Source organism: Streptomyces thermovulgaris, from assembly GCF_002155915.1.
GTDB classification, from domain to species: domain Bacteria; phylum Actinomycetota; class Actinomycetes; order Streptomycetales; family Streptomycetaceae; genus Streptomyces; species Streptomyces thermovulgaris.
Map to the genome: position 1 here is coordinate 22829 of NZ_MUME01000009.1, position 22258 is coordinate 45086.

20 protein-coding genes are annotated in these 22258 nt (G+C 71.2%); 13 read left to right on the forward strand and 7 right to left on the reverse strand.

Translation table 11 applies throughout. The features are described 5' to 3' along the window. Positions 1-73 precede the first annotated feature (73 nt). A complete protein-coding gene (locus CCN35_RS00695) occupies positions 74-1693 on the reverse strand; it encodes an MFS transporter (protein WP_067397422.1) in 1620 nt (539 codons plus the stop codon). A gap of 129 nt (positions 1694-1822) precedes the next feature. On the opposite strand from CCN35_RS00695, the gene CCN35_RS00700 reads away from it, so the two are divergent. The 3 genes from CCN35_RS00700 to CCN35_RS00710 all read left to right on the forward strand — a co-directional run bounded on the left by CCN35_RS00700 (position 1823) and on the right by CCN35_RS00710 (position 4761). Beyond that, complete coding sequence (locus CCN35_RS00700) at positions 1823-2506, forward strand: TetR family transcriptional regulator (RefSeq protein WP_067397421.1); 684 nt, start codon at positions 1823-1825, stop codon at positions 2504-2506. Between the two features lie 109 nt (positions 2507-2615). Continuing rightward, positions 2616-3833 carry an alpha/beta hydrolase gene (locus CCN35_RS00705; protein WP_067397420.1) on the forward strand — a complete coding sequence of 406 codons (1218 nt, stop codon included), beginning with the start codon at positions 2616-2618 and terminating at the stop codon, positions 3831-3833. A 67-nt stretch (positions 3834-3900) separates the two neighbouring features. Then, positions 3901-4761: a DUF4429 domain-containing protein gene (locus CCN35_RS00710; protein WP_086791174.1), complete on the forward strand. Its 861-nt coding sequence runs from the start codon at positions 3901-3903 to the stop codon at positions 4759-4761. A 28-nt stretch (positions 4762-4789) separates the two neighbouring features. On the opposite strand, the gene CCN35_RS00715 is transcribed toward CCN35_RS00710, so the two are convergent. Both CCN35_RS00715 and CCN35_RS00720 read right to left on the reverse strand, forming a co-directional pair. Continuing rightward, entirely contained in the window at positions 4790-5806 is a 1017-nt protein-coding gene (locus CCN35_RS00715) for an aldo/keto reductase (protein WP_067397418.1), read from the reverse strand. Further along, positions 5803-6330: a MerR family transcriptional regulator gene (locus tag CCN35_RS00720; RefSeq protein WP_086791176.1), complete on the reverse strand. Its 528-nt coding sequence runs from the start codon at positions 6328-6330 to the stop codon at positions 5803-5805. The genes CCN35_RS00715 and CCN35_RS00720 overlap by 4 nt, the downstream gene beginning before the upstream one ends. Positions 6331-6433: 103 nt before the next feature. On the opposite strand from CCN35_RS00720, the gene CCN35_RS00725 reads away from it, so the two are divergent. Together CCN35_RS00725 and CCN35_RS00730 are read left to right on the forward strand one after the other, a co-directional pair. After that, a complete protein-coding gene (locus CCN35_RS00725; RefSeq protein WP_086791178.1) occupies positions 6434-6904 on the forward strand; it encodes a GNAT family N-acetyltransferase in 471 nt (156 codons plus the stop codon). Positions 6905-6922: 18 nt separating this feature from the next. Continuing rightward, complete coding sequence (locus tag CCN35_RS00730; protein ID WP_067397417.1) at positions 6923-7741, forward strand: serine hydrolase domain-containing protein; 819 nt, start codon at positions 6923-6925, stop codon at positions 7739-7741. Between the two features lie 167 nt (positions 7742-7908). Here CCN35_RS00730 and CCN35_RS00735 read toward each other — a convergent pair whose 3' ends face one another. Next, positions 7909-8571 carry a pirin family protein gene (locus CCN35_RS00735; RefSeq protein ID WP_067397416.1) on the reverse strand — a complete coding sequence of 221 codons (663 nt, stop codon included), beginning with the start codon at positions 8569-8571 and terminating at the stop codon, positions 7909-7911. Between the two features lie 96 nt (positions 8572-8667). On the opposite strand from CCN35_RS00735, the gene CCN35_RS00740 reads away from it, so the two are divergent. The 5 genes from CCN35_RS00740 (at position 8668) to fabF (ending at position 13660) form a co-directional block, all read left to right on the forward strand. Further along, complete coding sequence (locus CCN35_RS00740) at positions 8668-9873, forward strand: PucR family transcriptional regulator (protein WP_067397415.1); 1206 nt, start codon at positions 8668-8670, stop codon at positions 9871-9873. 89 nt (positions 9874-9962) lie between these two features. Beyond that, on the forward strand, positions 9963-10874 hold the full coding sequence (locus tag CCN35_RS00745; protein WP_086791180.1) for an ACP S-malonyltransferase: 912 nt from the start codon (positions 9963-9965) through the stop codon (positions 10872-10874). A 23-nt stretch (positions 10875-10897) separates the two neighbouring features. Next, entirely contained in the window at positions 10898-11929 is a 1032-nt protein-coding gene (locus CCN35_RS00750) for a ketoacyl-ACP synthase III (protein WP_067397413.1), read from the forward strand. A gap of 101 nt (positions 11930-12030) precedes the next feature. Further along, the gene (locus CCN35_RS00755) at positions 12031-12279 is read left to right on the forward strand and encodes an acyl carrier protein (protein WP_067397412.1); all 249 of its coding nucleotides are present in this window, start codon (positions 12031-12033) and stop codon (positions 12277-12279) included. A 109-nt stretch (positions 12280-12388) separates the two neighbouring features. Then, positions 12389-13660 (forward strand): beta-ketoacyl-ACP synthase II, encoded by a 1272-nt coding sequence (gene fabF, locus CCN35_RS00760; protein ID WP_067397411.1) that lies wholly within the window; start codon positions 12389-12391, stop codon positions 13658-13660. A gap of 261 nt (positions 13661-13921) precedes the next feature. Here fabF and CCN35_RS00765 read toward each other — a convergent pair whose 3' ends face one another. Further along, positions 13922-14416 (reverse strand): DUF3145 domain-containing protein, encoded by a 495-nt coding sequence (locus CCN35_RS00765; RefSeq protein ID WP_067397410.1) that lies wholly within the window; start codon positions 14414-14416, stop codon positions 13922-13924. 254 nt (positions 14417-14670) lie between these two features. Here CCN35_RS00765 and CCN35_RS00770 point away from each other — a divergent pair, with 254 nt between their 5' ends. Both CCN35_RS00770 and CCN35_RS00775 read left to right on the forward strand, forming a co-directional pair. Beyond that, positions 14671-15567: an SGNH/GDSL hydrolase family protein gene (locus CCN35_RS00770; protein ID WP_067397409.1), complete on the forward strand. Its 897-nt coding sequence runs from the start codon at positions 14671-14673 to the stop codon at positions 15565-15567. Between the two features lie 8 nt (positions 15568-15575). Beyond that, positions 15576-16574, forward strand: a complete 999-nt coding sequence (locus CCN35_RS00775; protein WP_067397408.1) for an aldose epimerase family protein — start codon at positions 15576-15578, stop codon at positions 16572-16574. 169 nt (positions 16575-16743) lie between these two features. On the opposite strand, the gene CCN35_RS00780 is transcribed toward CCN35_RS00775, so the two are convergent. Next, positions 16744-17538 carry an EI24 domain-containing protein gene (locus tag CCN35_RS00780; RefSeq protein WP_067397407.1) on the reverse strand — a complete coding sequence of 265 codons (795 nt, stop codon included), beginning with the start codon at positions 17536-17538 and terminating at the stop codon, positions 16744-16746. A gap of 152 nt (positions 17539-17690) precedes the next feature. On the opposite strand from CCN35_RS00780, the gene CCN35_RS00785 reads away from it, so the two are divergent. After that, the gene (locus tag CCN35_RS00785; protein WP_067397406.1) at positions 17691-18848 is read left to right on the forward strand and encodes a serine hydrolase domain-containing protein; all 1158 of its coding nucleotides are present in this window, start codon (positions 17691-17693) and stop codon (positions 18846-18848) included. A gap of 45 nt (positions 18849-18893) precedes the next feature. Here the strand turns inward: CCN35_RS00785 and CCN35_RS00790 are convergent, their stop codons facing one another. Then, entirely contained in the window at positions 18894-22070 is a 3177-nt protein-coding gene (locus CCN35_RS00790; protein WP_067397405.1) for a DNRLRE domain-containing protein, read from the reverse strand. Positions 22071-22258: the final 188 nt, after the last annotated feature.

Here is a 22258-nt window from a genome sequence, read left to right on the forward strand (position 1 = left end):
CACTGTCACCTGTGGTATGCACCGAAGGCGAGGGATCTTCGCCACGCTCACTCTGATGGGCGAATTCCGCCGGTCAGATGTGGCCGATTCCCGCGCCCGCCTCCGCGTTCTCCCCGCGCTTGGTGAGCAGTGCCACCAGAACGGCCACGGCCGCGATGCCGGCGGCGATGAGGGAGGCGAGGCTCATGCCGGAGATGAAGGTGTCGTGCGCGACGGAGGCGACCTTCGCGACGATCTCCTCGGGCGTTCCCTCCGGCATCGGCGGCACCACACCGACCTGGACCGCCTCGGAGGCCCCCTCCAGCTGAGCGGGAGTGAGCGGCGGAAGTCCCGCCTTCTCCCAGTTGTCCCCCAGGGTGTTGTTCACCCGGGAGGCCATCACGGCGCCCAGCACGGCCGTACCGAGGCTGCCGCCGATCTGCATGGCGGACTGCTGCAGCCCGCCGGCCACACCGGACAGCTCCAGGGGTGCGTTGCCGACGATGACCTCGGTGGCACCGACCATGACGGGGGCCAGACCGATGCCGAGCACGACGAACCAGAGCGACATGATCCCGCTGCCCGTGTCCACCTCCAGCGTGGACAGGCCGTACATGGCGAGCGCGGTGGCGGCCATGCCGCCGGCCAGCGGAATGCGCGGGCCCAGCTTGGTGATCATGAATCCCGCGAGCGGGGAGCCGACGATCATCGCGCCGGTGAGCGGGAGAAGGTGCATGCCCGCCTCGACCGGGGTCATCCGGTGCACGTTCTGCAGATAGAAGGTGATGAAGAACAGGCCGCCCATGAACGCGATGGCCATCAGGACCATGAGGGCCACGCCCGCGGACAGCGGTACCGAGCGGAACAGCGTCAGCGGGATCAGCGGTTCCCTCACCTTCTTCTCCCAGAGGGCGAAGCCGCCGAAGCCGATGAGCGACAGGACGATGAACAGCCATGTCGCCCTGTCGCCCCAGCCCCACTCCGGTGCCTTGATCAGGGCCCAGACCAGGAAGAACACGGCGACTGTGAGCAGGGCGATGCCGAGGAGGTCGAAGGAGCGCGGCGCGTTCTCGGCACGGTGGTCGAGCAGGATCAGCACCCCCAGGGCCACGGCGAGGACGCCGACGGGCACGTTGATGAAGAACACCGACTGCCAGTTGACGTGCTCGACGAGGACCCCGCCGAGGATCGGGCCGCCGGCGGTGGAGGCACCGATGACCATGCCCCAGATGCCGAGGGCCATGTTGAGCTTCTCGGCCGGGAAGGTGGCCCGCAGCAGACCGAGCGCGGCCGGCATCAGCAGCGCGCCGAACAGTCCCTGGAAGACCCGGAAGACGATGACCATGGCGATGGTGCCGGACAGTCCGATCGCCCCGGAGGCGGCGGCGAAGCCGGCCACCCCGACGAGGAAGGTCTGCCGGTGCCCGAAGCGGTCACCGAGCTTGCCCGCGGTGATCAGGGAGACCGCGAGGGCGAGAAAGTAGGAGTTGGTGATCCACTGGACGTCCGCGAGATTGGCGTTCAGGTCCTCGGCGATGGCCGGGTTGGCGATGGCCACGATGGTGCCGTCGAGGGCCACCATCATGACGCCCACGGCGACGGTGATCAGGGTGGCCCACGGGCGTCCGCGCAGTCCTCGGGACGGCGCGGGACCCGCCGGAGATGCCGGAACGCTGTCTTCCGCTCCGGTCGATTCGATGGTCTGACTAGTCATAATTTGAAGCTAATGACAGTCACTGACAATCGACAAACGCTTTCATCCGTCAGTAACTGACTGATCACTCCCCTGTAGTCTGAGCGGGGGAACCGGTGAGCAGTGCGGGGAAAGGGGCCGGGGAGCTCCATGAGGACGGCGGAGACCGCCGGGAAGGCGTCACGGACGCTGTCGTCGCGTCCGGGGCTGCGCGAGCGCAAGAAACAGCGCACCAGGGACGCGCTGCTGCGGTCCGCCCTCGAGCTGTTCACCACCCAGGGATACGAACGCACGACGGTCGACGAGATCGCCGAGGCCGTCGACGTCTCCCCGCGCACCTTCTTCCGCTACTTCGGCGGCAAGGAGGACGCCGCCCTCGCCGTGCACGGGATGGCGGAGGAGCACTTCGTCGCATCGCTGCGCGCCCGCCCGCCCGAGGAGCCCCCGCTGGAGGCGCTGCGCCGGGCGGTGCTGGAGAGCTGGGACACCATCAGCGACGCCGTGGTGGCCGTCGTCCCCGTGGAGCTGTTCCTGCGCATGTTCCGGGTGATCGAGTCGACGCCGGTCCTGCTGGCCGCGTATCTGCGCCGCTCGGCGGAGACCGAGGAGCAGATCGCGCGCCTGCTCGCCGAGCGCGAGGGCCTGGACGTGGACGCCGATCCCCGGCCGCGGCTGGCGGTGGCCGTCTTCGGCGCGGTGATGCGGGTGACGACCCGTCAGTGGAGCGCGGACGAGAACGGCGGCCTGGAGGCGATACGGGAACTCGCCGCCGCACATCTCGACCAGGTGGGGCCGGCGCTCACCGGGAACTGGCGTACACCCGCCCGGTCCTGAGCAGGCGTACGGACGGCGCACGGTCCAGGACGCCCCCGCGCGATCCCAAACGTGATTCCTGCCACTCGGCCGTCCCGAGACCGTCTCGTTCTCCTAATGTGTCCTCCCAGTGATTTCCTTCGAGACCTCCCCCCACCTCACCGTCTGGCGTGCCCTGCTCGCGCTGGCCGTGGTCTTCGTGATGCTGGCCACCACCGGCTGGAGCGCCGTGCGCGGCCACCGCGCGACCACCGCCCTGCAGGCGTCCCTGTCCGCATGGGAGAACGGCCGGCTGCACGGCCACCGGCTGCCCGCCCCGGACTCGTCCCCCGCCCGGCTGAGCCGCTTCTTCGCCTCGCTCAGCGCGCAGGACCGCAGCCGGCTCGCCCGCCGCTATCCGCTCGCGGTCGGCAATATGAACGGCGCTCCGGTCAAGCTGCGTTACCAGGCCAACCGCATCGCGCTCCGCCAGGCGCGCGAGGCCGAGCTGAGGCGCATGCGCGACAGCCGGCTCACCCCGGCCGGGCTGCAGGAGGCCGGCCGCCGTGTGCACCGCTACACGATGCTGATGGCGAAGGACCGGCAGATCCTCGCCTTCGACCCCGAGGGCACCGGCCGCGTCGCCGAGGTCTTCGGCGATCTGCGCACGGCGGAGCGGATCTCCGTCGTCGTCCCCGGCGTCGACACCGATCTGCTCACCTTCCAGAGGACCTACCGGCCGTACTCGGCACCGCACGGCATGGCGAAGGCGCTGTACTCGGCCGAGCGCACGGCGGCCCCCGGCATGCGCACGGCCGTGATCGCCTGGGCCGACTACACCGCGCCCAGCGGGATCGGCATGGACGCGGCCACGGCGATGCGCGCCAAGGAGGGCGCCGTCCGGCTGAACAGGCTGCTGCACGGGCTGCCCGGCGTCTCCCCCGTGGCGCTGTTCTGCCACAGCTACGGCTCGGTGGTGTGCGGCCTCGCCGCGCGCGGGCTGCCGCACCGGGTGTCCGACATAGCGGTGGCCGCCAGCCCCGGCATGCGGGTGGACAAGGTCTCCCAACTGCGCACCTCCGCCCGGGTGTGGGCGATGCGGGACGCCACCGACTGGATCCGGGACGTGCCCTACCTGGAGTTCGGCGGGCTCGGCCACGGCGCCGACCCGGTCTCCCCGGCGTTCGGGGCACGGGTGCTGTCGGCACGGGGCGCGAAGGGCCACGCCGGCTATTTCGAGCCGGGCACCGACAGCCTGACCAACCTCGCCGGGATCGGGGTCGGCGCCTACGACTCGGTGCGGTGCGCCCATGGCGACGACAGGTGCCGGGCGGATTTGTCCGGTGCATCGGCGGCCGGACGCGCTTGAGGACAGCAGGAAGTGCGGTCCGTGCGGGGAGGGACGAAGCGGCCCGCACCCCCCTACGATGAGCCGTATGGGTGACGTACTGGCCGGATTTCACGCTGCCTGGGAGTTCGAGTCCGACTCCGTGCTCATCCGCTACGAACGGGGGATTCGAACGCCAAAGCTCTTCCAGGTCCTCGGCACCCGCCGGATTCCGCTGGCGGCGCTCGAGGGCGTGACGCTCACCGCGGGCAGACGCGGCACGGTGGTCCTGCGCGCCGAGCCCAGGCCCGGCGCCGATCCGCTGATGGAGGCGGCCGACGGGCAGCTCAAGGAGAACCACGACCCGTACCGCCTGGTGCTGCCGGCCGAACGGGAGACGCTCGCCGAGTACTACGCCGACGAGCTGCGCGCGCGTCTCACCGAGAGCGGTCCGGCCGACCGCCACCTGGTGGCGCCGCCCGCGGCACCGCTCCAGTTCAAGGCATACGACGGGAAGGCGTCCTTCGACGGGACGACGGTGAGCTTCCGCTGGTTCTGGACGGGGGCGTCCTCGGCCAAGTGGAAGGCCGGCGACCAGAGGTTCTCCGTGGCCGAACTGGGCGGGGTGGAGTGGCGCTCGCCGGAGCTGTTCGAGGGACATCTGCGGCTGCTGCCCCGTGACGCCGACGCCGCCGCACGGCCGGCGCAGCCGGACCAGGACCCGGCCTCGGTGGTGTTCGGCCTCGGCTACGGCGCGGTCCACGAGTCCCTGCCGTTCGCGGCGGCCGTCCTGGCCGCGATCCGGTCGGCGAGCCCCCCGGCCCCGGTCACGGCCGCGGTCACGGCTCCGCGCCGCGACCCCGCGGACATCGCGGAACGCATCCGCCGTCTGGGAGAGCTCCACCAGGCGGGGCTGGTGACGGACGAGGAGTTCTCGGTGAAGAAGGCGGAACTGCTCGCCGAGCTGTGACCGGGGCGGCGCGGGCCGGGCGGTTCTCCTACTCCCGTCCCGCCGAGGTCAGCGACATGTCGGGATACCGGTCGCCGACCACCCGCCCGGCGATCGGCTCCAGCAAGGACAGCTCCTCCTCGGTCAGGACGATCCGCGTCGCCGCCACGTTCTCCTCCACCCGGCTCGGCCTGCGCGTGCCCGGAATCTGGACGACCGGCAGCCCGTGCACGGAGGCCCGCTGCTGCACCCAGGCCAGCGCGATCTGCGCGAGCGAGGCCCCGTGGGCGGAGGCGACCGCACGGATCGGCTCCAGCAGCGCCGCGTTGGCGGCCGCGTTCTCCCCCCGGTAGCGGGGCATGGTGCGCCGGAAGTCGTCGCCGGTCAGCTCCTTCTCCGCGTGGACGAAGCCCCCGGTCAAAAACCCTCGCCCCAGCGGTGAGTACGGCACCAGCGCCACTCCCAGCTCGGCCGCCGCCGGCACCACGTGCGCCTCGATGTCCCGGCTGAACAGCGACCACTCCGACTGCACGGCGGCGATCGGGTGCACGGCGTGCGCGGCCCGCAGTTCCTCGGCGGTGACCTCGCTCAGCCCCAGGTGCTTGACCTTCCCCTCGCGCACCAGGTCGGCCATGATCCCGACGGTCTCCTCGATCGGGACGTTCACGTCGCGCCGGTGCATGTAGTAGAGGTCGATCACGTCGACGTCCAGGCGCTTCAGGCTCGCCTCGACGGCCTGCCGGATGTACGGCGGGTCGTTCCGGATGATCCGCCTGGTCGGGTCGTCCGGCGGGACCACCAGCCCGAACTTGGTGGCGATCACGACCTCGTCCCGGTGCGCCTTGAGGAACGGTGCGAGGAACCGCTCGTTCTCGCCGTTCCCGTAGGCGTCCGCGGTGTCGTAGAGCGTGACGCCCAGTTCCAGGGCCCGCTCCAGGGTGGCACGGGACTCCTCGGCGTCCGAGGGGCCGTAGGCGAAGCTCATGCCCATGCAGCCGAGGCCCTGGATGCCGACCTCGGGTCCGCTCTCGCCCAGCCGTACCGTCGGAATCCTGCTGTCGGTCATCGCGTCGCGTTCCTCTTCTCTTTTTCCTTCTCTTCGTGGTGACGTACGGCGTCCGCGCAGGAACCGATCTTGCGGTCCAGTACCGCGAGCGTGTCCTGGAGTTCGCCGATCCGGGCCAGGACGTCCCGGCGGGTCGCCTGGAGCAGCGCGTACCGCTCGGCGTAGGTGCTCTCGCCCTCGCGCACCAGCTCCGCGTACCTGACCATGTCGGCGACCGGCATCCCGGTCAGCCGCAGCTTGCCGACGAGGTCCAGCCAGTCCAGGTCGCGGTTGGTGTAGCGGCGCTGCCCGGTGTGCGAACGGTCGACGTGGGCCAACAGGCCGATCCGCTCGTACCAGCGCAGGGTGTGGGCCGTCAGACCGGTGAGAGCGGCGACCTCGCTGATGGTGTAGCTGTCCTGCCCGTCGGGGCGCGGGAGCCGCGGTGGTCTGAAGCAGAGGCCGGTACGGGCGGGGGCCTGCTCGGTCTCCTCGGTGGTCACGGTCTCCTCGGTGGTCACGGCCGTGCTCTGCGTCGCCGTCATGGCCTTCACGCTAGGAAGTTGGAGTGCACTCCAAGCAAGCCGAATCCGGGAGGTGGCCGAAAAGCAGGGGTGCGGGGCGGGCGCGGTGGCTACCGTGCAGGCCATGGGTCTCGTACGACGTGCGGAGTCCGAGGACGCCGAGGAAGTGCTGCGGCTGCGCCAGGTGATGCTCGACTCGGTGCCCGGTGCGGACACCTCCACGCACTGGCAGACCGATGCCCTGCCCGCCCTGCGCGCGAAGCTGGCCGAGAAGGACGGGGACTTCGTGGCGTACGTCGTGGACCACCCGGAGCGGCCGGGGGCGCTGGCCGCTGTGGCGGCGGGCACGATCGAGTACCGGATCGGCTGGCCGGGCAATCCCCTCGGCGCGGTCGGGTACGTCTTCAGCGTCGCGACGGACCCCGGCGCCCGCCGCCGCGGGTATGCGCGCGCGTGCATGGAGACGCTGCTCGACTGGTTCCGCAAGCGCGGCGCCGACCGGGTGCGGCTCACCGCGTCCGCCGAGGGCGCACCGCTGTACGCCTCCCTCGGCTTCCGGCCCAAGCCCGACCCGCTGCTGGAGCTGCACCTGTGAGCGCTTAGGCTCGATGCCATGTCGTTGAAGAGTCTGGCGTCGATCGAGAACTGGCCGGTCCCCACCGCCGCGGCGGGCGTGGTCCGCGCGGACGGCACGGTCCTGGGCACCCACGGACCCACCGACCGGCGTTTCCCCCTCGCCTCGGTCACCAAGCCACTGGCGGCCTACGCCGTGCTCGTGGCGTACGAGGAGGGCGCGATCGACCTGGACGAGCCGGCCGGCCCGCCCGGCGCGACCGTCCGCCATCTGCTCGCCCACACCTCGGGCCTGGCCTTCGACGAGCACCGGGTGGTGGCCCCGCCCGGCGAGCGGCGGCTGTACTCCAACGCCGGCATCGAACAGCTCGGCGACCATGTGGCGAAGGCGACGGACATCCCGTTCGCGGAGTACCTGCGCCAGGCGGTCCTGGAGCCGCTGGGCATGACCCGGACGACCCTGGACGGCTCCCCGGCCAAGGACGCGGTCTCGACGGTCGACGACCTGCTCCGCTTCGCCGCCGAGGTCCAGGCCCCGCGCCTGCTGGACCCCCGCACGGTCGCCGAGGCGATGACGGTCCAGTTCCCCGGCACCAAGGGCGTCCTGCCGGGCTACGGCCACCAGAACCCCAACGACTGGGGTCTCGGCTTCGAGATCCGCGGCTCCAAGTCCCCTCACTGGACCGGTGCTTCCTCCTCCCCCCGCACCTTCGGCCACTTCGGCCAGTCGGGCACGTTCCTGTGGATCGACCCGGACGCGAGGGCGGCCTGCGTGGCACTGACGGACCGCGCGTTCGGCCCGTGGGCGGTCGAGGCATGGCCGCCGTTCACGGACGGGGTCCTGGCGGAGCTGCGCTGAGACCGCCGGCCGGGCATGCGCACCGCCCGTGTCCCCGCCCCGCCGGGCGGACGGTGACGCCCCGGCAGCGGCTTCCGGCCGCCCCTCGAGCCGGACGGACGTACCGGCCGGCGCGCCGCGACAGCCTCACGGGCAAACCGGACAACCCGGTCGCGGGACCGGCCCGTTCACCCGGCCCGCATCTCCCACATCAGCAGCTCCGCGGCCGTCACGCCCACCGCCTCCAGGCCCTGGGCGCCGGTGATCCGCGCCGCGTCCCCCGGGCCCAACCGGTCCTCGCCCAGGCGCACTTCGCCCCGTACGACATGGATGTACACATATGCCGCATCCGGTACCGCCGTCCGCTCCCCCGCCGCCGGACGGCGGACATGGAGCCGGGCACCGGCCTCGGGGACGTCGTACGGGGCGGAGTCGCCGACACCGCGGACGAGTTCGTAGCGGGGGGCGCCGCCGGGCCGCAGCGGGGTGAGCCACATCTGGACGAAGGTCACCGGCGCGCCGGTGCCGTTGCGTTCCACGTGGCGGACGCCGTCCGCCGCGCTCAGGTGCTGGAGGTCGCCGGGGCGGACCACTGTCTCGTGGCCCGTGGAGTCGCGGTGGGTCAGTTCGCCCTCGACGACCCAGGTGACGATCTCCGTGTGGCTGTGCGGATGCTCGTCGAAGCCCGCACCGGGGGCCAGTCGCTCCTCGTTGCAGGCGATGAGGGCGCCGAAGCGAAGATTGTCCGGATCGTAGTGGGGGCCGAAGGAGAAGGCGTGCCAGGAGGTGATCCCGGCCGCCGCGTCACCGCCCCGGTAACGCTCTGCCGCGCGCCGTACTTCCGTCGTCACACGAACCACCGTAGCCCCCGGCCCCGAAGCCCCGAGGAGGCCCCAGTGGCGACCCGGCGGCACGCGCACGCATCCGGATGAGGCAGGCTTGTCACCGTGCCCGAACCCGAATCCCACCAGAGCCGCGCCGCAGACCACCGTGTCCATCCGCACGCCGCGACCCTGAAACGGCTGGAGAAGTCCTCCGGATCGCTGGCCGCACAGGCCATCGCCCGCATGGACGAGACGCTGCCGTGGTACCGGGCGATGCCGCCGGAGAACCGTTCCTGGATCGGACTGGTGGCCCAGGCGGGCATCGCCGCCTTCACCGAGTGGTTCCGGCGGCCCGACGCGCCCCAGGCCATCTCCACCGATGTGTTCGGGACCGCACCGCGCGAGCTGACCCGGGCGATCACGCTGCGGCAGACCGTGGAGATGGTGCGCACCACGATCGAGGTCATGGAGTCCGCCATCGACGAGGTGGCGGCACCCGGGGACGAGGCCGTGCTGCGCGAGGCACTGCTCGTGTACGCGCGCGAGATCGCCTTCGCCACCGCCCAGGTGTACGCCCAGGCCGCCGAGGCGCGCGGCGCCTGGGACGCCCGGCTGGAGTCCCTGGTCGTCAATGCCGTGCTCAGCGGGGAGGCCGACGAGGGCGCGGTGTCCCGGGCCGCCGCCCTGGGATGGAACGCGCCCGAGCATGTGTGCGTGGTGCTCGGGACCGCGCCCGACGGGGACTCCGAGCTGACCGTCGAGGCCATCCGGCGGGCCGCCCGGCACGCCAAGCTCCAGGTGCTCACCGGGGTGCTCGGGAACCGGCTGGTGGTGATCGCGGGCGGGAGCGACAATCCGCTGGCGGTGGCCAAGTCGCTGATCGGCCCCTTCGCCCCCGGGCCCGTGGTCGCCGGCCCGGTCGTGCCCGACCTGCTCACCGCCACCCGGTCCGCCCAGGCCGCCGCGGCCGGGCTGAAGGCGTGCTCCGCCTGGCAGGACGCGCCGCGGCCGGTGCTGGCCGACGACCTGCTGCCGGAGCGCGCCATCGCCGGCGATCCGAGTGCGCGCGAGCAGTTGGTAGAGGAGATCTACAGACCGCTGAAGGAGGCCGGATCGGCCCTGCTGGAAACCCTCAGCGTCTATCTGGAACAGGCGAGCAGTCTCGAAGGCGCGGCGAGAATGCTCTTCGTTCACCCGAACACCGTGCGCTACCGGCTCCGACGTGTGACTGACGTCACCGGCTGGTCGCCCTCCGATGTACGATCCGCGTTCACACTACGAATCGCGCTGATCCTGGGGCGTCTGGCTGATGGAGATCCCCAGGCCTAGGCTTTTGTCGGGGGTCCACAAAACCCCTCCGTGTTCTTCGTCCCTGTCCTCACGGGCGGCTCCGGCCGTCCCCAAGAGAGAGTGTGAGAGTGCTCGTACTCGTCGCTCCTGGCCAAGGCGCCCAGACGCCCGGCTTCCTGACTCCCTGGCTCGAACTGCCCGGTGCCACCGACCGTGTGAACGCCTGGTCGGACGCCATCGGACTGGACCTCGTCCACTACGGGACGCAGGCCGACGCGGACGCGATCCGCGACACCGCGGTGGCCCAGCCGCTGCTGGTGGCCGCCGGCCTGCTGTCGGCCTCGGCACTGGGTGACATCAACGCGGACGTGGTCGCGGGCCACAGCGTCGGTGAGATCACCGCCGCGGCGTTCGCGGGCGTCCTGGACGACATCTCCGCCCTGACCCTGGTGCGCAAGCGGGGCCAGGCCATGGCCGAGGCCGCCGCGATCACCCGGACCGGCATGTCGGCGCTGCTCGGCGGCGACCCGGAGGTGTCCGTCGCGCATCTGAAGAAGCTGGGCCTGACCCCGGCGAACGTCAACGGCGCGGGCCAGATCGTGGCCGCCGGCACCCTGGAGCAGCTGGCCGCGCTGAACGAGGACAAGCCCGAGGGTGTGCGCAGGATCGTCCCGCTGCAGGTGGCCGGTGCCTTCCACACGCACCACATGGCCCCCGCGGTCGACAAGCTGGCCGAGGCCGCCAAGGCGCTCACCCCCACCGACCCGAAGGTCATCTACGTCTCCAACAAGGACGGCCGGGCCGTGCACAGCGGCGCCGAGATCGTCGAGCGGCTGGTCGGCCAGGTCGCCAACCCCGTCCGCTGGGATCTGTGCATGGAGACCTTCAAGGAGCTCGGCGTCACCGCCCTGATCGAGGTGTGCCCCGGCGGCACGCTGACCGGTCTGGCCAAGCGCGCGCTGCCCGGCGTGAAGACGCTGGCGCTGAAGACCCCCGACGACCTCGACGCGGCCCGCGAGCTCATCTCCGAGCACGCCTGACGATCCCTGAGGAGCCGACGATCATGCCGAAGATCAAACCCGCCAAGGGCGCCCCGTACGCGCGCATTCTGGGCGTAGGCGGCTACCGGCCCACGCGCGTGGTGCCCAACGAGGTGATCCTCGAGAAGATCGACTCGTCCGACGAGTGGATCCGCTCGCGCTCCGGCATCGAGACCCGGCACTGGGCGTCGCCCGAGGAGACCGTCGCGGCGATGTCGATCGAGGCCTCCGGCAAGGCGATCGCGAGCGCCGGGATCGACGCCTCGCAGATCGGCGCCGTGATCGTCTCGACCGTCTCGCACTTCAGCCAGACCCCGGCCATCGCCACCGAGATCGCCGACAAGCTGGGCACGGACAAGGCGGCCGCCTTCGACATCTCGGCGGGCTGCGCCGGTTTCGGCTACGGCCTCACCCTGGCCAAGGGCATGATCGTCGAGGGATCGGCGGAGTACGTCCTCGTCATCGGCGTGGAGCGGCTCAGCGACCTGACCGACCTGGAGGACCGGGCCACGGCCTTCCTGTTCGGCGACGGCGCCGGCGCGGTCGTGGTCGGTCCCTCCGAGGAGCCCGGGATCGGTCCGACCATCTGGGGCTCGGAGGGCGACAAGGCCCAGACGATCAAGCAGACCGTGCCCTGGGACCGCTTCCGCAAGGCCGACGCGGCCGACCTTCCCCGGGACAGCGAGGGCAACGTCAAGTTCCCCGCGATCACGCAGGAGGGCCAGGCGGTGTTCCGCTGGGCCGTGTTCGAGATGGCGAAGGTCGCCCAGCAGGCGCTGGACGCGGCCGGGATCACCCCGGACGAACTGGACGTCTTCATCCCGCACCAGGCCAATGTGCGGATCATCGACTCGATGGTGAAGACCCTCAAACTGCCGGAGCGTGTCACGGTCGCCCGTGACATCCGCACCACCGGCAACACCTCGGCCGCCTCGATTCCGCTCGCGATGGAGCGGCTTCTGGCGACCGGCGAGGCGAAGAGCGGCGACACCGCGCTCGTCATCGGCTTCGGGGCGGGTCTCGTCTACGCCGCGACGGTCGTTACCCTCCCCTAGGCACTCCGTGCCGGATCATGTTTCCGGCATGGGAGCCGCATCACCTGCCGCTGCCGCGGTGGGCGCCACACCCTCTGGAATAGTTGCGAAGGAGCGCCGACATGGCCGCCACTCAGGAAGAGATCGTCGCCGGTCTCGCGGAGATCGTGAACGAGATCGCCGGGATCCCGGTCGAGGACGTCCAGCTGGACAAGTCCTTCACCGACGACCTGGACGTCGACTCGCTGTCCATGGTCGAGGTCGTCGTCGCCGCCGAGGAGCGCTTCGACGTCAAGATCCCCGACGAGGACGTCAAGAACCTCAAGACGGTCCGCGACGCGACCGAGTACATCCTCAAGCACCAGAGCTGATCGACCGATCACAGCTCTGGGCTGACTGCCCCGCCACCCGGCGGTGGCGCCGTTGTCCCCCGCGCGAGCGGGGGTGGTCCTCCTCGAATCCGCTGGAGAAAGAATTCCCGTGAGCTCGACCAATCGCACCGTGGTCGTCACCGGTATCGGCGCAACCACACCGCTGGGTGGCGACGCAGCCTCGACCTGGGAGGGACTGGTCGCCGGCAAGTCCGGTGTGAAGCCCCTGACCCAGGACTGGGCGGCCGCCCAAGCCGTCCGGATCGCGGCCCCGGTGGCCGTGGAACCGACCGAGATCCTTCCTCGGCCGCAGGCACGCCGTCTGGACCGTTCCGCGCAGTTCGCGCTGATCGCCGCCCAGGAGGCCTGGAAGGACGCCGGTTTCACCGGCAAGGCGGGCGAGGGCGCCCCCGTCGACCCGGACCGGCTCGGCACGGTCGTCGCCTCCGGCATCGGCGGTGTGACGACCCTGCTGGAGCAGTACGACGTGCTGAAGGAGAAGGGCGTACGCCGTGTCTCCCCGCACACCGTCCCCATGCTGATGCCGAACAGCCCCTCGGCCAACGTGGGCCTGTTCGTGGGTGCCCGCGCCGGTGTGCACACGCCGGTCTCCGCGTGCGCCTCGGGTGCCGAGGCCATCGGCTACGCCATTGAGATGATCCGCACCGGCCGCGCCGACGTCGTCGTCGCCGGCGGTACGGAGGCGGCGATCCACCCGCTGCCCATCGCCGCGTTCGGCAACATGATGGCGATGTCCAAGAACAACGAGAACCCCCAGGGCGCCTCGCGTCCCTACGACATCGACCGGGACGGCTTCGTCCTCGGCGAGGGCGCGGGGGTGCTCGTCCTGGAGTCCGCCGAGCACGCCGCCCAGCGCGGCGCCCGTGTCTACGCGGAGGCGGTCGGGCAGGGCATCTCCGCCGACTCCCACGACATCGTCCAGCCGGAGCCGGAGGGCCGCGGCATCGCGCACGCCCTGCAGAACCTGCTGGAGCGCACCGACCTGGACCCGGCCGAGGTCGTGCACGTCAACGCGCACGCCACGTCCACGCCGGCCGGTGACATCGCCGAGCTGAAGGCCCTGCGCAAGGTCTTCGGCGACCACGCCGACCACATCGCGGTCTCCGCGACCAAGTCGATGATCGGTCACCTGCTCGGCGGCGCGGGCGGCGTGGAGTCGGTGGCGACGGTGCTGGCCCTGTACCACCGGGTGGCCCCGCCGACGATCAACATCGACAACATCGACCCCGAGGCCGAGGCGAACGCGGACGTGGTCCGCGGAGAGGCGCGCAAGCTGCCCGCGGAGGGCAGGATCGCCGCGCTGAACGACTCGTTCGGCTTCGGCGGGCACAACGTGGTCCTGGCGTTCCGGACGGTCTGAGCAGCCGTTTTCGCACACGGCAAGGGCCCCCACCGGCCGGTGGGGGCCCTTGTCGTTCGGGCATCCGGGTCCGCTCGGGATCCGGCTCGGGAATCCGGGGGAACGGAGGGTCCGAAGAGGTGAATCGATCCGAGGAGGCACAACGCCGCTCCGGGGAGACCGGGAGTCCGGGGAGAGGCCGAAGAAGGCCCGGACGAGGCACGGAGGGACCGGGAGGCCGGGTGTCCGGGAAGTCCGGGGCCCGGCGGGGCCGGGAGGCCGTCAGACCACCTGGTGGAGCCAGCGGACCGGAGCTCCCTCACCCGCATAGCGGAACGGCTCCAGCTCGTCGTCCCAGGGCTTGCCCAGCAGCTTGGCGATCTCCGCCTCCAGGTCGGTCTCGCCCCGCTGGGAACGCAGAAGGGCGGCGCGCAGACGGTCCTCGGGGATGAGGATGTCGCCGTGGATGCCGGTGACGGCGTGGAAGATGCCGAGGTCGGGGGTGCAGCTGTAGCGCTCTCCCTCGGCGGTCGGGCAGGGCTCGGCGGTCACCTCGAAACGCAGCAGCTGCCAGCCGCGCAGGGCGGAGGCGAGCTTGGAGGCGGTACCGACCTGTCCCTGCCAGGAGAACTCCGAGCGCCAGGTGCCGGGTGAGGCGGGCTGCCGGATCCAGTCCAGGCTGACGCGCGTGCCGAGCACACCGGCGATGGCCCACTCGACGTGCGGGCACAGCGCGCGCGGCGCGGAGTGCACATACAGAACTCCACGTGTCGTCACCGGGACCTCCGGGCAGAGCGGGACAGGGGTGGGGGCGGACATGAGGTGGCGCTGAAGGCCACGTCGAGGGCGAGGCTACCCTGCAAACGCGCAAGGAGGGTGACGTACCGTCGGTCCCGGCGGCAGGAAACACCCTCCATTCACCCGGGGGGACGCTTGTACGGGTACGAGCCGCCCACTCGAGTGGGGGCGGGAACCCTCGCGCGTTCTCATGGAGAGAAGCACTGCAGGACGACCGAGGGGAGCACCAGGGCATGCGGAAGCGACGTCACCGTACCCGGGCCGCTCACGCCGTGGTGGCAGCGGCCGTGCTGACCACCGCGGGCTGCTACGCCGTCGGTGACGACGCCTCCGGGGCGGGCACCGCCGGCAGGGCCTCTCGTCCGACCGCCACGCCGTCACCCGAATGGAACCCCCGCCCGAGGTCGATAGCCGCGGTCGGCGATTCGATCACCCGTGGCTTCGACGCGTGCATGGTGCTGACGGACTGCCTGGAGGCGTCCTGGGCGACGGGCACCGACCCGGAGGTCAACAGCCTGGCGCTGCGGCTGCTGGGGGAGAAGGGAACGGCCGAGCGCAGCTGGAACTATGCGGAGACCGGGTCCCGGATGGCGGACCTGAACGACCAGATGGCACGGGCCGTGCGCAGGAAGCCGGAGCTGGTGGCGGTGATGGCCGGCGCCAACGACGCCTGCCGGGAGTCGACGGCCGCGATGACGCCGGTGGCGGACTTCCGGGCCCAGTTCCAGGCCGCGATGAACACCCTGCGCCGGGCACTGCCGACGACGCAGGTGTACGTCGCCAGCGTGCCGAATCTGAAGCGGCTGTGGTCCGAGGGCCGTACCAACCCCCTGGGCAAGCAGATCTGGAAGCTCGGCCTGTGCCCGTCGATGCTGGGCGACGCGGACGCGCTGGACGCGGCGGCCGTCAAGCGGCGCGACACGGTGCAGGAGCGGGTGCGGGCGTACAACGCGGTGCTGGAGGAGGTCTGCGCGAAGGACCGCCTCTGCCGCTTCGACGGCAATGCGGTCTTCAACTATCAGTTCAGCACCCGGCAGCTGAGCCGCTGGGACTGGTTCCACCCGAGCCGGGACGGGCAGGCGCGCCTGGCCGAGATCGCCTACCGGACCGTCACCGCGAAGAATCCGTGATCACAAAAATGGTCCAGGGTTTCCAGGATTTCCCCAGGAGAGAACCTTTCGGCACGCTTTCCGACGGCTCCGCCGTGGAGCGCTGGACGCTGGAGCGGGCCGGGGTGCGGGTGCGCGTGCTGTCGTACGGCGGGATCGTGCAGTCGGTGGAGGTGCCGGACCGGGACGGGCGCACGGCGGACGTGGTGCTGGGCTTTCCCGGGCTGGAGGGCTATCTGGCCCATCCGGAGCCGTTCCTGGGCGCGTTGATCGGGCGGTACGCCAACCGGATCGCCCGGGGCCGCTTCCCGCTGGACGGGCACACGTACGCGCTCGAACGGAACGAGGGGACGAACTCGCTGCACGGCGGCCCCCGGGGCTTCGACAAACGGCTGTGGCGGACGGAACCGGTCGAGCACGGTGTACGCCTCACCCGGGTCAGCCCGCACGGCGAGGAGGGCTTCCCGGGCCGGCTGGAGGTCACGGCGACGTACACCCTGGACGCGTCGGGCGCCCTGCACATCGCGTACACCGCGGTCACGGACGCGCCCACGGTGGTCAACCTGACCAACCACACGTACTGGAACCTGAGCGGCTCCCAGGACGCCGGCGGCCATGAACTGCGGCTGGCGGCCTCCCGTTACACCCCGGTCGACGCGGATCTGATCCCCACCGGCGCCCTGGCGGAGGTGGCGGGGACCCGCCTCGACTTCCGCCGGCTCCGCACGGTGGGCCCGGGGTACGACCACAATCTGGTGCTGGACAAGGGCGTCACAAACACCCCGGTGGAGGTGGCCGAACTGCACGACCCGGCATCGGGCCGCGTTCTGACGGTGGCGACGACCGAGCCGGGCCTCCAGCTGTACACCGCCGACCACCTCGGCGCCCCCTTCGGCCCGGGCGCCGGGATCGCCCTGGAGACCCAGCACTTCCCGGACTCCCCCAACCGTCCGGAGTTCCCGAGCACCGAGCTGCGTCCGGGGGAGGTCTTCCGCTCGGAGACGGTCTACGGCTTCTCGGTGCGCTGACCGCACCGGAGCACGGGCCCCGCGGCCGGAGGGCGCACAAGCCCCGGCCCAGGGTCAGGGTCCCGGACCGGGGCTGCTCATGGGCAGCACTGTCCCGGTCCGACGCTAACCGCGGCGGCGGCGCGAGCGGCCGGCGTTCCATCAGCCCGCCGCAACCTCGTACAAACTTTCACATGTCCCCGCCGCCGACGGCGGGCTCCGGGACGGGCGTGCCGCCCGTCTCCTCGCCCAGCAGCTCACGCGTGAGCAGGGTGGCGCCCGCGACCGCGCCCGGCATGAGGAACACCGCCACGAACGGCACCAGGAAGGCCAGGCCGAGCGGCGTGCCGAAGCCCCACACCAGCGGCTTGCGGGCGCGCAGCAGCTCCAGGCGGCCGCGGAGCTCGACGCCGCGGCGCTGAAGGGCGACGGCGGTCAGCTCCTCGGTGAGGAAGAACCCGGTGACGAAGAACCCGATCACCGGCACCACCGTCTGGCCGACGAAGGGCAGGAACCCCAGCACGAAGAGCAGAAGGCCCCACAGCCCGGCGCGGACCAGGATGCGCAGGCTGTCCCGGGCCGAGATCCACAGCTCCTTCCAGAGCGGCAGACCGGACTCGGGCGCCGTGCCGTCGGGGGAGGCGTCCCGGTCGACGTCCTCGGACAGGCTCTCGTAGAAGGGCTGGCCGATCAGGAGGGTCACCGCGGTGAAGGTGAGCACGGCGAGCAGCAGGCCGAGGGCGAACAGCACGGCGGTCAGCAGGCCGCGGAAGAGCCCGAGCCAGGGGCTCGGCCAGTCGTCGGCGAAGGGGGTCGCCCAGCTGACGAGGTCCCCGCCCCACAGGGCGAGCGCGATCAGCGCCGCCGTGTACAGCACCAGGGTGATCAGCCCGGGCAGCAGGCCGAAGCCGTACGCCTTCCGGTGCTGGGCCATCCACCGCTGGCCCTTCAGGAGATATCCGAAACCCACCCCTAGATCACGCATGGGAAAACCTTATCGAGGGCCCTGCCGGGGCTCTCACGGCCCACCCCGGCCGCACCCGGCCGCCGTTGAGTCGAACAGGCCCGCACCGCCGTACCGCTCTGCGGGAACTACTGTGTCCCCCCGGTGAACGGCAGTCAGGTCGAGGAGGGCGGATGACCCAGGAGATCCACGGCACCGTCGCCGACGGCTACGAGCCGGTGCGCGAGGAGTTCGCCGCGTTCGTGCGGTCGGAGCTTCCGGACTACGAGGGGCAGGTGTGCGCGTACGTCCACGGCCGGCGCGTGGTCGACCTGTGGGCCGGACCGGGCGGCGACGCGCTGTACGCGGTGCACTCGTCGACCAAGGGCGCCGCCCATCTCGTGGTCGCACTGCTCGTGCAGGACGGCACGCTGGAGCTGGACCGCCCGGTGACGTACTACTGGCCGGAGTTCGCGGCCGAGGGCAAGGGAGCGCTGACCGTGCGCGACCTGCTCGCCCACCGCGCGGGCGTGGTCGGCACCGACACCGGTTTCACCACCGCCGAGCTGGCCGACGACCGCGCACTGGCCGAACGCCTCGCCGACCAGCGGCCGTTCTGGCAGCCCGGCACCGCGTTCGGCTACCACGCCCTGGTCATCGGCGCGCTCACCGGCGAGATCGTACGGCGCGCGACGGGCCGTACGATCCAGCAGCTGTACGAGGAGCGCGTCCGCGCACCCTACGGCCTGGACTTCCACCTGGGCCTGCCCGCCGCCCAGGAGCCCCGCTACCGCCCCGTCCAGCCCATGGCGCCCACCCCCAAGCAGCAGGCCCACCTCGACACCCTGTACGAGGGCCCGCACAGCCTCGCCTCCATCGCCCTCAACCGCCAGGGCCCCGAACCGACCGATCTGCAGACCCTCCCCAACGACCCCCTGATCCGCGCCAAGGGCCCGGCCTCCGTCGGCGGCGTGGCCTCGGCACGCGGCCTCGCGGGCCTGTACGCGGCGATGATCAGCGAGGTGGACGGGAAGACGCCCCTGCTCAAGCCGGACACGGTGGCGGAGTTCGGCCGGATCCACTCCACCGGGTACGACCTGGTGCAGCGCGCCCACCGATCGTTCGGCCTCGGCTTCCAGGCGACCGCCGACGTTTGGCATCCCTTCCTCGGCGCGGGCACGATCGGCCACAGCGGCGCGGCCGGGTCCCAGGCCTTCGCCGACCCGACGATCGGCCTCGCCTACGGCTACACCCGCCGCCGCTTCGCCTTCCCGGGCGGCGCGGCCCCGGAGAACGACCGCCTGGTAAGGGCGGTGCACAAGGCGGCCCTGGCAGCGCGGGACACGGGCTGAGCCCGGGGCGCGGGCACCGGGCTCAGCCGGGAATGGGGTCCGTCCTCAGCCGAAGGCCTTGATCTCTCTCCAGTCCACTGTCAGGACGATCTTCACGGGCGGGTTGGTGTTCGTCCTGGACGGATGGTAGATCCGTGTCCGGCCGTCGGCGCCGAAGACGGCCCAGATGTCGGGGGTGCCGTCGCCGTTGACGTCCGGGATGCCGAGCGCGACGCGGACATTGGACTCGGTCCAGCTGGTGCCGTAGGAGACGTCCCCGTTGAGGGAGTTGGCAGCGACCTTGAGCGAGTCGAGGTCGACGCTGCCGCTGACCGGTCCGGGCTTGCCGTGGCGGACGTACATGTTGCCGTTGTCCAGGTTGCGCCACAGCAGGTCGGGAGTGCTGTCGCCGTTGATGTCGGCGACGTTGACGATGTCGCGGCGGGCCCAGGCGCTGCCGTTCATCAGCGTCGCCGTCCGGAAGGTGGCACCGGTGTAGCCGGACAGCGCCCAGAACTCGGTGCCGGCCCGCAGGACCAGGTCCGGCAGCTTGTCGCCGGTGATGTCGCCGACGGCCTTGATCTGTGTCCAGGTCGAGGGCGCCGGGGCATTGGCGGGCAGGCGGACCCTGATCCGCTCGTCGACGTCGTAGCTGCCGTAGCCGTCACCGGGGTAGAGCCAGAAGGTGCCGTCCGGAGCCACGGCGAAGAGATCGGTCGTACCGTCGCCCGGGTAGGCGTCGTCGTAGTGCGTGATCAGCGCGGCCTTGCCGGTGGCAGGGTCGTACCAGTGGTTCTCCGGATGCAGCTTCCTGTCCGAGGTGTACGCGGCGCCCAGGCACCCGTACAGCTCCCCGTCCTCGTTTCCGACGCAGTTCATCAGCCTGCCGCCGGCGTCGACGATCAGCAGGTCGGCGATGCCGTCGCCGCCGGTGTCACCGGGGGCGTCGGCCATGTCGCGCGGCGGGACGTAGAACGCGTAGTCCGAGCGTGCGCTCTTGTTGCCGTACTGGTCGAGGGCGTAGACGTTCAGCCAGACGGGGCCGGCGTGCGGTGGCTTCAGGTGGGTGATGGTGGCGCTGCCGTTGGCGTCGGCCGTCACGTCCTTGTAGTTCAGTCCCTCGAAGGCCCACTGGAACTTCGCCGCGCCCGGCGAGGTGAACGTGACCGAGCCGGTCCCGCCGAACTTGACCTTCGCCCAGGTCCGACCGTCGGAGGTGGCCTGCGGGAAGTCGTCGCTCTCGATCGTGGGCTGGGGCGGGGCGGAGGCGTCGATGGTGATCCGGCACGGCTCGGGACCCGGCGGGAAGGTGTCGGAGTGCAGGTCGCCGGAGTCCTCGGAGCGCACGTCCCACGAGTAGGTGGTCTTGTCCTCCAGCGGGAAGGTGGCGGGGATGGTGAGCGTGGCGGTTCCGCTGGAGTTCGGGGTGACCAGGGTGCCGGACGGGACGGTGCCGCCGGTCTTCCAGAAGCGGAAGCGCAGCTTGCTGAGGTTGCCGTCGGGGTCCTTGCCGGTCGCCGACAGCACGATGTTGGTCTTGCCGACGGTCACGCCCTTGCCCGGGCCGGGCACGCAGGCACCACCGGGCGAGGAGGTGACCTTGGTGGGATCGCTCGGCGGACGGTTGTAGACCACCTCCAGCGTCGCGGAGGTGGCGCGGAACTTGCGCCAGGTGTATGCGTCCGACTCGCTGGTCGCGCGCATGCCGAAGGTGATGTTCGCCCAGCCCTTGGTCGCGCCCTCCTGGGCCGCGGCCTTCACGTTGAAAGCCTCGTAGGCGTCGGGGCAGGAGCCGCTGGACCAGCCGTGCGCGAACGACTTGCGCTGCAGTTCCTTGGACCAGCTCGGCTGCTTCTTCCATGTCGTTCCCGACGAGATGGCGCCCGTCAGCCAGAACTGGAACTCACGCTTGTCGCAGGACCACGCGTGGTTGTTGAGCACCTTGAAGGTCGCCGAGGTGACCGTGGCGCCCTTCAGACTGCTGGAGAAGCCCATGCGCCAGAAGGAACGGGCGGTGCCGCCGGTTTGGGACTCGTAACCGACACGGGCGTCGGAGGTTCCGGAGCCGAAGTTGGTGCCGTTCCAGAAGCTGGTGTTCGGGTACGGCTTGTACGCCGTCGTCCACGCCTGCCAGCCGCTGTTGAGCGTCGGGTCGACGAAGACCGGGAAGCGGGCGTCCTTGTCGGTGAGCAGACCGCTCTCGGCGACCTTCAGGTCGAGCCGGGCCGTCCCGGTCCTGTCGCCCTCCAGGTGCATCGGTATCGGGGCCTGGTGTGCGCCCGGCTCGATGCCGCTCAGGCCGGACAGCTTCAGCACGTCGGCCGGCGTGGCGACCGAGGTGCGCGGCGCGGACCGCTCTTCGGGAAGCTCGGGGTCACGGCCGCTGGAGTCCCAGGCGAAGGGAGTCGGGACGGAGCCGATCTCGTCGCCGTCCTGGTCGAGTACGAGGACACGGCCGCCGTCCTTGTCGATCCGGAACACGGCCGTCTTCGAACGCAGCCCGTACGACACGGTCTCCAGCGCCTTGTTCCGCGCGGCTTCCCGGTCCTTGACGATCAGCAGCTGTGCGAAGCCGCCCTCCTCACGGGCGACGAGCAGCAGGTCGACGCCGGGCAGTACCTCCGGGTAGAGGGCCCGGGGGCCGTCGAGCACCGGTTCGGGCAGCGTGCCGGGCCAGGTGTAGGCGACGGTGTGGCCGTCGATCTCCACTTCGGCCAGCACCGTCTCCTTCACCGCCGACTTGTCGGCCAGCGGCAGGCGGGCGTACGAGCGGCCGGCGCGGACGGTCCTGCCGGGCGTACCACCGGCGAATCGCACCGGCACCGGGGGATTGACCGGATGGACACCGAGGCCGTCGGCGGCGTTCTTCGTCCGCCGCAGCCGGTTGTCGACCGGTGCCCACTTCCCCTCGGCGTTCTTCGCCCGCTGGGGGAGGGCGGAGATCCGGGTGCGCATCGTCCCGTCCGGCTGCACCCAGGTCAGTGAGGTGGCGGTGGTCGCCGTGTCGACGAGCACCTGCCGACGGGTGCGCCTGGCCTCGGCCCGGGCGGCGGCCTCGTCACGCGGACCGGTGAACGCCTGCTTGGCACCTGTCGCCTTGCGCGCTTGTGAAGTTGATGGTGCGTCGGACTGCCACCAGGGCAGCAGAGCGGCGGTCAGAGCGGTCAGCACAAGGCCGAGCGTGAGGGTCAGCCGTGTGCGCGTGCGCACGAACGGGCTGAGAAAACGAGGCGGCGCGGACACGGCGGCGGTCTACTCCCGTGTGGGGCAAGCGGACTGCGGACAGCACAGACGGCCCCGGACCGCAGGCCGCGGGGCATGGTCGCGCACACGATCACACGATCTGCACCACTGGTCCAGATGTGAAGATTTTATAAAGCTGTGATGTGCGTCCGAGGGACGTCGCGCCATCGGCCGACGGCATCTCATAT